At 29.2% G+C, this 13,169-nt stretch carries 10 protein-coding genes; 1 reads left to right on the top strand and 9 read right to left on the bottom strand.

Features of this window, described 5'->3' with window-relative positions:
• Window position 1 precedes the first annotated feature (1 nt).
• Complete coding sequence (locus KDK92_RS03035; protein WP_276575895.1) at window positions 2-823, bottom strand: Mrp/NBP35 family ATP-binding protein; 822 nt, start codon at window positions 821-823, stop codon at window positions 2-4.
• A gap of 197 nt (window positions 824-1,020) precedes the next feature.
• On the opposite strand from KDK92_RS03035, the gene KDK92_RS03040 reads away from it, so the two are divergent.
• Entirely contained in the window at window positions 1,021-2,370 is a 1,350-nt protein-coding gene (locus KDK92_RS03040; protein ID WP_250857573.1) for an FAD-dependent oxidoreductase, read from the top strand.
• A 98-nt stretch (window positions 2,371-2,468) separates the two neighbouring features.
• Here the strand turns inward: KDK92_RS03040 and KDK92_RS03045 are convergent, their stop codons facing one another.
• The 8 genes from KDK92_RS03045 to KDK92_RS03080 all read right to left on the bottom strand — a co-directional run bounded on the left by KDK92_RS03045 (window position 2,469) and on the right by KDK92_RS03080 (window position 12,990).
• The gene (locus KDK92_RS03045) at window positions 2,469-5,915 is read right to left on the bottom strand and encodes a DUF4132 domain-containing protein (RefSeq protein ID WP_250857574.1); all 3,447 of its coding nucleotides are present in this window, start codon (window positions 5,913-5,915) and stop codon (window positions 2,469-2,471) included.
• 61 nt (window positions 5,916-5,976) lie between these two features.
• Complete coding sequence (locus KDK92_RS03050) at window positions 5,977-6,345, bottom strand: hypothetical protein (protein ID WP_250857575.1); 369 nt, start codon at window positions 6,343-6,345, stop codon at window positions 5,977-5,979.
• A gap of 236 nt (window positions 6,346-6,581) precedes the next feature.
• Window positions 6,582-7,253, bottom strand: coding sequence for a hypothetical protein (locus KDK92_RS03055; RefSeq protein WP_250857576.1), 672 nt, complete (start codon window positions 7,251-7,253; stop codon window positions 6,582-6,584).
• Window positions 7,254-7,520: 267 nt separating this feature from the next.
• Window positions 7,521-8,195, bottom strand: a complete 675-nt coding sequence (locus KDK92_RS03060; RefSeq protein WP_250857577.1) for a hypothetical protein — start codon at window positions 8,193-8,195, stop codon at window positions 7,521-7,523.
• Between the two features lie 145 nt (window positions 8,196-8,340).
• Window positions 8,341-9,750 (bottom strand): HAMP domain-containing sensor histidine kinase, encoded by a 1,410-nt coding sequence (locus tag KDK92_RS03065; protein WP_250857578.1) that lies wholly within the window; start codon window positions 9,748-9,750, stop codon window positions 8,341-8,343.
• The gene (locus KDK92_RS03070) at window positions 9,751-10,404 is read right to left on the bottom strand and encodes a response regulator transcription factor (RefSeq protein ID WP_250857579.1); all 654 of its coding nucleotides are present in this window, start codon (window positions 10,402-10,404) and stop codon (window positions 9,751-9,753) included.
• 198 nt (window positions 10,405-10,602) lie between these two features.
• Complete coding sequence (locus tag KDK92_RS03075; RefSeq protein ID WP_250857580.1) at window positions 10,603-10,956, bottom strand: PqqD family protein; 354 nt, start codon at window positions 10,954-10,956, stop codon at window positions 10,603-10,605.
• Window positions 10,957-11,061: 105 nt separating this feature from the next.
• Complete coding sequence (locus KDK92_RS03080) at window positions 11,062-12,990, bottom strand: OPT family oligopeptide transporter (protein WP_250857581.1); 1,929 nt, start codon at window positions 12,988-12,990, stop codon at window positions 11,062-11,064.
• Between the last annotated feature and the right edge of the window lie 179 nt (window positions 12,991-13,169).

Consider the following 13,169-nt stretch of genomic DNA (forward strand, 5'->3'; position numbering starts at 1 on the left):
TTTATATTTTTGATATAACTTTCTTTGTTATATCATCTAATGTACTACTTAAGTTATCACTAATCGTTTCCATGCCATTCTTTGAAATATCTATAATTTCCTTACACATTGGCAGCTCCCCAATAAGGTCTAAATTCATATCCTTTAAGAATTCTTCTGTATTGTCATCATCATACATTTGAATTTTAGTTTTACAATCAGGACATTGAATATAACTCATGTTTTCTACTACCCCTATAACATCTATATCCATTTTTCTAGCCATATTAACAGCTTTAGCTACAATCATAGAAACTAAATCCTGAGGTACTGAAACCATTACAACTCCATTAATAGGTATTGATTGCATAACAGTTAGCGCTATATCCGCTGTTCCAGGTGGCATATCAATTAATAAATAATCTAAATCCCCCCAGATTACATCTGTCCAAAATTGCTTTACTACCCCAGCTAATAAAGGCCCTCTCCAAATTACAGGTTGATTTTCATCTTCCATTAATAAATTTAAAGAAATAACCTTCATTCCATTTTTTGTATTTACCGGGAAAATACCCATCTCTGAAGCTTCTGCTCTTTGATTTTCAACATGCATTAATCTAGGTATACTTGGTCCAGTAATATCAGCGTCTAAAATTCCTACTCTATACCCCTGTTTTCTTAATTGATTTGCTAATAAAACAGAAACTGTAGATTTTCCAACTCCACCTTTTCCGCTCATTACCCCAATTACTTTTTTAACTTGATTCAATGGATTATTCTCTATCATACAGTTTTCTTTACTGCTGCATTTATCTTTTGTTGGGCAGCTTTCACAATTACTCATATTCTTCACCTCTTCGTTATTGGCATATAATAACCCTCTATACCTAATTTTAGTTATTGGCATATGCTAATAAGATTGTACGCCAAATTTTAGTTATTGTCAAATGCTAATAACTTTTCTTTTATTGTCATATATCTATTAATTTTTAATATAAATAAAAATTGAAGGGTAGTACATATTTTATAGGAGGTCTTATTATGAGTAACACTAATGTATTAATCATCGGAGGAAGTGCGGCAGGTTTAGTTGCAGCTGCTACTGCGAAATCTAATCATCCAGATAAAGATGTTACAATTATACGAAAAGAAGAAAAGGTTATGATTCCATGCGGTATTCCATATATCTTTGGAACTGTTGAAACAAGTGATAAAAACATTCTTCCTGATGGGGGACTAATAAAATTAGGAGTAAATATTAAAGTAGATGAAGTAATTAATATTGATAAGAAAAATAAAGTTTGTAAAACTAAAGGAGGTGAAGAAATAGGTTATGAAAAGCTTGTAATAGCTACTGGTTCTACACCTTATGTTCCAAAATGGTTAGAAGGAGCAAGCCTTGAAAATGTTTTCTCTATTCCTAAGAAGAAAATTTATCTTGATGAATTACAGCAGAAGCTTCAAGGAATAAATAAAATAATCACAATTGGAGCTGGCTTCATAGGTGTTGAAATGTCAGATGAGTTAAATAAAAATGGTAAGGATATAACCGTCGTAGAAATATTACCTCATATTTTGGGTCTTTCCTTTGATGAAGAACTGGCTATTGAAGCAGAAGAATGTCTTACTTCTAGAGGTGTTAAACTTAAAACTGGTGTAGGTGTTGAAAGAATATTAGGTTCTGAAAAAGTTACTGGTGTTTTACTAAGTAATGGAGAAACACTTGAAGCTGATGCAGTAATTTTATCAATGGGATATCGTCCTAATATAAAACTGGCTGAAGAAACAGGATTAGCTATAAACGAACTTGGCTTTATAAAAGCAGATCAGTACAGAAGAACTGGACATCCAGATATTTTTGCAGCAGGAGACTGCTCTGAAAAAATAGATTTCGCAACTGGAAAATTAAGTGGAGCAATGCTTGCTTCAATTGCTTGTGCAGAAGCAAGAGTAGCAGGTATGAACCTTTATAGCCTTTCCACTGTAAAGGCTTTCAGAGGAACAATTGGTATTTATTCAACAGATATAGGTGGAACTGGCTTTGGTGCTGCTGGATTAACTGAAGCTCAAGCTAAGAAAGAAGGGTTTGATGTAGTATCAGGAAGCTTCACTGGAATAGATAGACATCCTGGACATTTAGAAGATACCCACAAACAAATGGTAAAATTAATTGCATCTAAGGATAATGGAATAATACTAGGAGGACAGGTTATCGGTGGAAAAAGTACAGGAGAATTAACTAATGTACTTGGTTTTATCATCCAGAATAATATGACAATTAATGACCTTTTAGTAGCTCAGATAGGTACACAACCAATGCTAACCGCTTCACCTGCAGGCTATCCATTAATAAAAGCAGCTGAATCTACAGCAAAGAAACTTAAAAAGTAATGGAATTAATAAATAAACCTCATTTCACAAATTGTAGAGAAATGAGGTTTAACTTTTGAGTTAAACTTTCACGAGCAAATATTCCTTAGTATTATAAACTACATTAGTGCCTTGTATACACTATAAATCACTTCACTATACACTCTCTTTGAAATATTCTTAGGATGTATTCTTCTCTCCTTATCAACTTCATCATATACATATGAGCCTCTTTCTATAGTTCCCGCCTTGTAGAATTCTAAACTTTCTATGGCTATATCTTTATATCCAACTTCATAGAAATCCAGATAATCATCAACAGTGATTTCAACACCTATTCCCAATTCTTCCCACTCTCGATAATATTCATAATAGCATCCACCATCAGTAACTGAACCTTTAAACCATCCCATATCAGTAAATCTTTTAATAAGTTTCGCATCATTAATTTTTATTTCTTTAAATTCATCAATTATTTCTTTATCCTCTAAAGCAGTATAAATAGTTCTTGTTAATTGAGGGAAAGGTTGTACAACTTCATTTTCTTCTAAGATTTCTTTCCATAAATTCAATTTCTCTTTTTCTAATTCTAAAGGATGGATTAATCCTATTTTCATGTCCTCTTCCAATACTATTTCATCATAATCTATACCAAAAATATCCTCATCGTATATGAATCCTTCTTTTAAATTTTCACCTTCATATATTCCCCATACAAATGTTCTTCCTAATCTATTCATTATAGGGTTCTTAAAGAATAATTCTTTCCAAGACTCTGTGTCCCAAGTTCTAAAGCTTAAAAGAGCTTCCTCTAAACGTTCTACTTGAAGTTTTTTCACATTCTTTAATTCTTTCTTTAGATTTTTAAAATCAACTTTTGCTTTTTCAACTCTTTCTTCAATATCATCCTTTGAAGCTTTAGGAAGATTTTTTAACATCTTTCTTTTTTCATTTTCTACTTCTAATTCTAATTTATTGCTTAAATATACTTTAATTATTCTATTACCATAATCATATTCTTTATAACATATACCTTCAAAACCTAGGTTTGGTACGATTTTATCTTCTAAGTCAGCAATATTCATGTTAAATTCCTTTGCTGCTAGTTGAAATGCTTCTCTTGCACTTTCTTTTACACTCTTGTATTTATATTTATTTTTAATAGAATTTACTATGGTAAACGCATGAGAACTTCCATTTAAAACAAGAGCCTTGACAGTATATTGCGCCAACTTATGTTTAGAATTTGAAGCTAATTCAAATATTAATTTATTCAGATTTTCTATAGTATTAAAATCACCATGAACAGCAGCAAGTAAAATAAGCCCTTTTCTCTTTGAATCTATACCCTGTTCTAAATATTTAAAATATATTCCATTAGAAAATTTAACTAAGTCCTCTGAATTTAAAGCATTTGAAACAATAGCTGCATCTTTTACTAATTTTAACTCGCTGCTGTTTAGGTATGCTTTAACAAAATAATTTAGAATCTCATCAGATAAGTATTCCTCTTTCCCCTTAAGTCTAACCTTAGGAAGTATAGAAAAGTCTACTACGTTTTGTGATTTTTTTATTTTAAGACTTTGGAAATACGCTATAAGATCAAATTCTCCATTCTCATCCACATAAAGCTTAGATGGATCTAAATTCAATAATTCCATTATTGTATTTCTTGTTTTTAATCCAGTTTCAACTTTAAACCTGTCTTCCAACATAGATTTTACTTCTTCTATTTCTAAATAATTAGATAATACTTTTACAGCTAATAATCTTATGTCTTCCTTAGAGTCATTTAAAAGGTCTTTAAACTCATCTAAATAGCATTTAAACATTGAATCAAGTATTTCAGAAAACTTCTCAGCACAAAATTCTCTTACCTGTTTAGATTTATCTTTGAAAAACATTAATGCCCCTCTCAAATGTGATACTTCTAGTTCCTCTTCCTTGAATACCACATCTAAAAGATTTAATTTTGCTTCTATATTCTCACTTTTCACCCACTGAAATATATTTACTGTTTTCTGAGCATCAACCTCGTTCTTTTTATTAGGTTTTAAGTTATGATATTTTAAAAGTTCTACAAGAACAGGTCTTAAGGAATTTTCCTTATCCTCAGCATAAAAAGCAAAAGTACATGCAAATTTCTTCAGGTTAACATCAAGATTCATTAATAATTTGACAAATAATTGAACATTATCCTTACAATCAAAAATATATAAAAAAGCTATTGTTAGATTATGTATCGTTCCTTGACTTAGATTTTTATCTATTTTTTTCAAAACATCACTTATTTCATTATCCTTCAAAAACCATATATAATACCTAAAATACTCTTTTGTATAGTGACAATTAGAAGCTAAGTAGTCCTTAAAAGTTTTGTAAAAAGCATTCCTTGCATAATTCAAATAAAACTCATCTTCATTTAGGTCCAAACACAAGGAACATATCTTACCAGCAAGTTTATAAGGAACGTAATCTATAGCTTCTTTTATGTTCTTTCCTTCATATTTTATTATTTCCATGATTAACTCTTTTGGTTCATAAAAGCTATTATCCACATAATTAAGTCCATATGCTATGAAACATTTTTCTTCTATGTAAAACTCCATAAACTTTTTCTTACATGTCTTATATTGATCAAGATTATCAAATTTTCCATCATAAACATCATCTACTAAATCTAAAAACCCCAGTGGAGATACACCTTGAAATAAATCTATTATGTATTTCAAATCTGAATCTATCTTTATTACTTTCAATACAGATATCAATAAAATTTTTATCTTATCGTTTTTTAAAATAGAATATTTACCATATTTTTGATGTAATTCTGTTCTTAAAATATCTACAGTTTCTTTTAAATTCCTGTGTTCAAAATAATTCTCTAATGTTGGAATTGCTTCTTTATCAGTTTTTTTAGTATCATGACTCCTATATTTATGTGAAGATATATTTTCTACCAATACAGTATTAATATTATCTTTTATAAATTTTAGTACCTCTTCTTTATTTTTGTCCTCTACAAAAGGTAAAATCACAGAAGCGAAATTAATTCTATGTGTCATCTCCATAGAAGAGAAATTTCCTTTAAATAGGCTATGTAAAACTTCTTTTTCTCCTTTTGCCTCTAGGAATTCTATTATTGTTTTGTCATCTATAGTGTTATCTGCATACTTGAGCTGTTTTCTTATAACATTTTCAAAACTAATATCAAAAGTTTTTGTATACTCCTTAACAGACCAATTTAATTTATTTATATTCTCCTCAAGATATATTTCTGTTAATATATCTTTTCCTATTATTTTAACCAAAAGACTTACCCATCTTTTATAAATCTCTATTTGCTTTTCATTATACTCAATTTCAAAAAAATCAATTGCTAAATAACCTATTACATTAAAACTTCCCTCGTACCTTATGTCTCTCATTTTTAAATTCGGTAACTTATTAGGAATGTTTCCTTCTCCTTTTAATAGATAATTATTCAATTCTTCTTTATTTGTATTCTTAAAAAAAATAAAATCAATAAACTCTTCTACCATATTTTCTATAGTTTCTTTTGTCATGGAATCCCCTCTTCTAAAAAAAGCTACTACTTTTCAGTAATAGCTTCTTTAAACTTTTAAACTATTTACTTTTTTTACTAGCTAAAGCGGCTGCTGTTATTCCAGCTGCAACTACTCCAACTCCACTAATTGCAGCACCTGCAACCTTTGCTGTTTTCTTTATTCTACTTCTCTTGATCATGAATTCCTCATCTACAATTTCTTCTATATACTGTCTTGGAATTTTTATTTCTTTCTCTTCTACCTCTACAACAAAGTATTGAGGTATATATTCTACTTCATCTATTATTTTTTTATCTTGTAAAAATTTCTTAATTTCCTTTAAATCAAATTCAATTTCTTCACCATTATATTCCCAATATATATATCTACCTTTGTTTTTTATTTCATCAACTTTTTCAACAACTTTTTCTATTGTTTTTGTTTTCATATCTTCCACCCCTAGCATATTTTTCTATTGTTACTATATTTATATTAACGTTCATTTTAATAAACTCTTTATATATTTATTATTAACTTATTGTGAATTTGTAACCAAATAGCTTTAATTCCTTAACAAAACATAATCTATTTATAATCATGCTCTTTTCTAGCGCTTTAATACTTATTACAAAAAATAACTGCACTAAAATCTAATTATTTTAGTGCAGCCTATTGTATTATTTTTTATCCAAGTGTGCCACTATCTCTGTAATCTGTGTTTTCTACACATTTCCTTGCATCACTTTCACTCTTATATGTAAAACCTCTTACTTTCTTTGTACCAGAATCTACAGAAATAAGTATCCCCTTATCTTCTCCATATTTATATACCACACCACATGTATCAGGGCCGATTGTTGCTTCTCCTAAAAACTCTAATTCATTTATATTATCTATTAATTTCTTTTCCTTTACAAAATCAAATGCTATTTTTTTAGCTTCTTCTAAATCAATTAAATCAACTTTTTTCCAATCTGTTCCTGTATCCATTCCTAACTCAAAGATTTCTCCATCTTCTGCTATATTACAATACCAACCTTTTTCACCATTTTCCCAACCTATTGTATAATAGTCTTTTCCATGACTATTCCACTCAACATCTGCTTTAATTAACTGTACAATTTCTTCTGAACCATTAACATCTATCTTTTCATTAAAATATTTTTCCAAAGCCTTAAGTACTATTTCTTTAAGTTTATCTTCTTTATCCTTATTGTCACTTACTTGAATACTAACCTTCTCAGTCATTAATTTATTCTTTGATATTGTATTTTTTGATATCTCCGCATAAGCTTTGCCTGCTCCAACACTTATTACTGCTAATAAAGCTAATGCTACCAATTTTTTTGATTTCATAATATTTTCCTCCATTAATTTTATTTAGTATCTTTAAGACAATTAGAGTATATAACGAGGAGTTATCGTAATCATCATATCATTGTAACAAAGTTGTAAAATCTTATTATATCCTATTTTTATTCTTTAGAAATTCAACTGGACAATTTCGCACAAACATGTAACCTATTGATATAAACACGATTGTATGTAATAGTTTCTTTAAGAAATTTTTACTTTCCTAAAGAGCAAACACACGAACAAGTAAAATACAAGTTCGTGTGTTTCTTAGTCTTCCATAGTAATAGGTTGTTGGAAATCAAATAAACCAACTATGCAATCAACTTTATCTACTCTGATTACTAAAGAACCATTTTCAGCTTTAAATCTATAGAAATAATGAGGCTCTTTCTTATTGAATTCCTTTTCCTCATCAGTTAAATCATCTATAAATTCTATTTTATCAACATCTAATAAATTATGTTCTTTAATAAAATCAATGGCTATACTTTTTCCTTTTTCAACATCAAAATGATTGTAGTCTTTAGCTTCTTTTACAAAAAGACAACCCATAGATTTAATTTCACCAGTTATACCATTTATTGTTGCACGATATTTAGAATATTCATCATAATCTGTTTGCACTAATTCATATGATTCTACATTGAAAGTTTTGGTTTCATATTTAGAAGAAAGATGAGCTTCATAAACTTGAAAATCTTCCTTTTTAAATTCTTCATCAAAATATTTTTTAAATCCATCAATTGCTATTTTCAAAGAACTTTCTTCTGTAATTTCTTCTTTCATATTTTTATTGCTCTCTAAATAGCTTACATCAACTTTAATTTCTTTTTTTGATGATTCATTGTTTAAAATATTTTCTTTAGTATTTCCACATCCTACAAATATTCCTGCGGATAATACACCTACAAATGCTATAGTTAATATTTTTCTTAAGTTCATATAAAATCCTCCTAAAGTATTATAAATTTTATAATTAAATTTTTTTACCCTTTACCATTGCTTTTTCTGTAGTTCTTTAACCCAGGGAAAGTATACACTAAAAAGTTATAATAATCATCAAATAGTTGTAACAAAGTTGTAAAACTTAATTAAATATTACTTTTATTGACGTGCCCTGATTTAACTCACTGTCGATTTTCAATTCAGCCCCATGAATCTTGGCTATCTCAGCACAAATAGAAAGACCAAGTCCAGCACCATTATTGGCTCTTGTTCTTGATTTATCAACCATATAAAAAGCTTCAAAAACTTTAGGTAAATCCTCTTTTGTAATTCCTATACCTTCATCTTTTATCTCAATAACAATTTTCTTTTCAATATTTTTATACACATTCAAACATATATCACTGCCCTCTTTTGAAGCTTTGATTGAGTTGTCAATCAAATTAATGACTAAATTTTTTATTAGATCCTTTTCTATAAAAACTTCGTAATCTTTCGCAGAGATTACTAAATTTATATCTTTATTTTGTAATTTAGGTTTCATAGCCTCTTTAATATCTAGTAGTACATTCCTAATATTTTCATTTTTCATTTTAAAGTTTTCTTTTTTTAGTAAGGTTAAATCCATCATTTTCCATGATAGTTCTTCTAATCTTTTTCCTTCTTTAAATATATGATTTAGTCCTTCTATAAAAGTTTCTTGATTATACGAAGTTGAACGAAGAAAATCTGCATAACCAATTATAGAAGTTAATGGTGTTTTCAATTCATGTGTGAAATTATCAATAAATCTTTGTTTTTCTTCAGCCTTTGTATTTAATTCATTTATTTTTTCATCAATAGCTGATGACATCTCATTAAAATTTTCTGCTAAAAGACCTATTTCATCCTTTGAATTGATATGTACTCTTTCTGAGTAGTTCCCCTTTGATATTATTTTTGTTGAATTTATTAATTGCTCTATAGGAATTGTTATGTACTTACTTAGCATATACATGCCTATAGCCAAAATGATAGAAATTATAATCTCTAATTCAATAAAAATATTATATTGGTTTTGTTTATCTTCATAAACATATGTTACATCTCTTATATATGTAAACTTGAAACTATCACCATTTACATCCACTAAATTTGTAATAAACAAAAAGGTTTTATCTCCAATATCTCTTATTATATATTTTCTTTTATCCCTAATAGCTGATTTAATCTCTTCTCTTTCTTCATAAATATGAAAATCTAGATTACTAAAAACCATTGAATTATCTTCATCTAAAACCTCTAAATACATATTTTTATTATTAAAGCTTTTCAGATAATTTATCATAACATCTTTATTAGAGTCCGATAAACTATTTGGATTAAGACCACTTGGAAAAATAGTATAGTAGATAATACCTGTATAAATACTATAGTGCTCACTTAACCCCCTATCTATTTCTCTTTCTAAATTCAAGTTATGACTCTTTTCTATTAAAAAGTACCCCCCTAGATTAAATGCTATTAAGAATAATATCAATGAATATATGAATATTTTTTGCCAAAACTTCATCTAATCCTCCAATCTATACCCAACCTTGAATATAGTTTTAATATTATCACTTAAATTCAATTTTTTTCTAAGTCTTTGAATATGCATATCAACAGTTCTTGTTTCTCCTAAATAGTCGTAACCCCATATCTTTTCAAGAATTTTATCTCTAGATAAAGCTATACCTTTATTTTTAACTAAGAGATTTAATAGCTCAAATTCTTTTAAAGTTAAATCTACAATCTCACCATTATTTTTTACAATTCTTTCTTTTAAGTTTATCTCTAAATTTTTAAAGTATAAAACATCATTTTTTTTACCATAACGTCTTAAAACCACTTCAACTCTAGCTAAAAGTTCTATTGATTCAAAAGGTTTTACTATATAATCTTCCGCACCCATCTTCAAACCTTTTACTTTGTCTGAAACTGAAGCTTTAGCTGTCAAAAAAATTACAGGTATATTTTTATGCTTGATTTGATCAAGCACACTAAACCCATCTAGTTCTGGAAGCATAACATCTAAAAGAATTAAGTCAAAATCTTGTTTTTCAATTAGATCTAAAGCTTCTTTCCCATTAAAGGCTTGTCCGGTTTCATAATTAACCATTCTTAAATTCAATTTTATCAAATCTGAAATGGATGTATCATCTTCTACTATTAATATTTTATTCATTTGTTACCCTCTCCTTTTAAAGCAGTACAAGGAAAGAACCACTATTTCACACTCTGATGAATGGTGGTTCTTCTTCATAAGAAATTAAATTAATTTTATATGTTTCTTTTAAAATATACAACAAGTATTTATACTAAACCCATACAAGTTGTAAAATAGTTGCAAAATAAAAATAAACCTTCAATTTTATATGAAGGTTTATTGTTCTCCTTTTTCAACTGCTATCCAGCCTTTTTTTAGGAGGTATCTCATATACATAATAAGTCTTTGTTGACTATCTTCAGGAGTGTCACCAAATTTTTCACTCATAATTTTAGCTATTTCATAAATGTTCTTTTTACCATCTATTACTTTCCAAACGGCACTACCTCTTTTATCAAGCTCCATATCGCTTACTGTTGATTTCTTGAAAAGCCATCTTACAAACCTTTCAATATCTTTGTCATGGTGAAAGATTAAATAAACTTTTCCTTTTCTTTCTTCCCAATCTTTATGTTTAATTTTAGGGATATATAATAAAAAATTATCTTCTTTGTTTGTTTTAGACACCATAGTCATCACCTTTATAAAAATTTAAGATAAGGGTTGCATTAACCCTTATCTCTTATTATTAATTAAAATATTTTATTTATGCTTAGGCAAGTTCAAATAAATACCTTATAAAGCTTTTTCAGTTACTTTAGTTGAGTATTTGTAAATCCATAATCCTAGTAACATAAATACTCCAGCAGCAACAAAACTATTTTGTGCAATAGCTAAATCTTTGAATACTGCAATGTTTATACCTAGTGTTGTGAATGCAGCAATTAAAATACCCATTAAGGCATCTCCAGCAACTAAACCTGAAGCAAGTAGAATTCCTTTTTCAACTTGTAATTTTTGCTGTTCTTCTTTCTTCTTGAATTTTTTCTCAACAAATACTCTAACTATACCACCAATTAAAATACTTGCATTTAAGTGAATTGGTAAGTATAATCCAAGAGCTATTGGAAGAATAGGAAGTTTAGCAAGCTCACAGAATACTGCAATAATAACTCCTACAGTAACTAAAGCCCAAGGAAGTTCTCCAGTCATAACTCCTTTAACAACCATAGACATTAATCCTGCCTGTGGTGCTGGAGCAGCAGCTGATCCTATTACATAAACATCGTTAATCATTAAGACAACTCCACCTGCAGCAACAGACGCAATCGCTAATGCAAGATACATTCCAATCTGAACGTTCTTTGGTGTACCACCAATAACATAAGTAGTTTTTAAACTTTGAGCTGTTCCACCAGCAACTGCTATAGCAACACATACTATACCACCAACGATGATAGCAGCTAACATACCTTTTTCACCTATGAAACCACAAGCTTTTAAGATAGATGTAGCAAATAATAATGTTGCAATTGTCATACCAGAAACTGGGTTATTAGATGCACCGATAAGTCCAACCATTCTTGCAGATACAACTGAGAAGAAGAATGAGAAAACAATTATCATAATAGCCCCAAAAATTCCAACTTTAACGCTTGCAATAGGTAATACTAAAGTTAATACGAAAACTAAAATAGCTGATGCAATTACCCAAGTAATAGGTGCATCTAAATTATGTCTTTCCGCAGTACCAGCTTCTCCTCCACCGATACCAGACATAGCTGATTTAAATGATTTTATAATAGTTGGAGTAGATTTTGCAAGGCTAATGAATCCACCTGTTGCAACAGCACCTGCTCCAATATATCTAATATATTTACTCCATATTTCCCATGCATTCATTTCTGAAATTAACTTTGTAGATGGGAATAATGGAACTGCTAGTCCTGAACCTACGTATTTAATTAAAGGTATAATTCCAAGCCAAGCTAATAATGAACCAGCAAACATATATACTGATGCTCTTAGTCCAACGATAAATCCTACACCCATTAAAGATGCAACGTTATTAAACCCAAAGATAGTACCTTGCATTGGCTTTATAACCCATTCAGGTTCTTCAGCTATTAATCTGATTCCACCTGCTAACATCTTGTACATAGCTCCACCAATTAAACCAAGCATAACTGTTTTGAAACCATCTCCACCTTCACTACCTGAAACAAGCACTTCAGCCGCAGCCATACTTTCAGGATAAGAAAGTTTACCATGTTCTTCTACAATTAAGAACTGTCTTAGAGGAGTTACAAAGAATACTCCTAAAAGTCCACCTAAACAAGTTACAATTACGATAGTTTGTAAGTCTAATTTCATACCCCATAGGATAATAGCTGGTAATGTGAATATAATACCACCTGAAATAGATTCACCCATGGCAGCCATAGAAGCTATCATGTTTGCTTCTAAAATATTATTTCTTCTAAAAACAGCTTTTAATAAGCCTGTCCCTAAAATTGCCCCTGGGATACCTGCAGCTATAGTTAATCCAACCTTAATTCCAAGGTAAGTGTTAGCAGCTGCAAAAATAATTGCGAATAAAACACCAATTGCTAATGAAATTACAGTTGTCTCTGGCATTGCTGTTTTAGAAGAGACAAACGGTACATAATCTTCACCCTTGCATCCACCGTATGCAGTGTGGGAAAGTTTCTTTTGTTTTTCCATTATGTATTCCTCCTTAGTATAAAATACTGATAATAATGACAAATTCGACAAAAACCTTCGTGTTTTTATCTTGCAAAGCCAAGTATACTATATACACAGATAAATATCTACAACTTTTTTCCTTAAAAAATTGTAATTTTTCTAAAACTTTAATTATATCAAAATTAATTCAAAACTAT

The sequence above is a fragment of the Oceanirhabdus seepicola genome, assembly GCF_023684385.1.
GTDB lineage: Bacteria > Bacillota > Clostridia > Clostridiales > Clostridiaceae > Oceanirhabdus > Oceanirhabdus seepicola.

Coding starts and splice junctions, on each gene's coding strand:
- KDK92_RS03035 (WP_276575895.1), bottom strand. CDS start 823: ATGAGTAATTGTGAAAGCTGCCCAACAAAAGATAAATGCAGCAGTAAA.
- KDK92_RS03040 (WP_250857573.1), top strand. CDS start 1,021: ATGAGTAACACTAATGTATTAATCATCGGAGGAAGTGCGGCAGGTTTA.
- KDK92_RS03045 (WP_250857574.1), bottom strand. CDS start 5,915: ATGACAAAAGAAACTATAGAAAATATGGTAGAAGAGTTTATTGATTTT.
- KDK92_RS03050 (WP_250857575.1), bottom strand. CDS start 6,345: ATGAAAACAAAAACAATAGAAAAAGTTGTTGAAAAAGTTGATGAAATA.
- KDK92_RS03055 (WP_250857576.1), bottom strand. CDS start 7,253: ATGAAATCAAAAAAATTGGTAGCATTAGCTTTATTAGCAGTAATAAGT.
- KDK92_RS03060 (WP_250857577.1), bottom strand. CDS start 8,195: ATGAACTTAAGAAAAATATTAACTATAGCATTTGTAGGTGTATTATCC.
- KDK92_RS03065 (WP_250857578.1), bottom strand. CDS start 9,750: ATGAAGTTTTGGCAAAAAATATTCATATATTCATTGATATTATTCTTA.
- KDK92_RS03070 (WP_250857579.1), bottom strand. CDS start 10,404: ATGAATAAAATATTAATAGTAGAAGATGATACATCCATTTCAGATTTG.
- KDK92_RS03075 (WP_250857580.1), bottom strand. CDS start 10,956: ATGGTGTCTAAAACAAACAAAGAAGATAATTTTTTATTATATATCCCT.
- KDK92_RS03080 (WP_250857581.1), bottom strand. CDS start 12,990: ATGGAAAAACAAAAGAAACTTTCCCACACTGCATACGGTGGATGCAAG.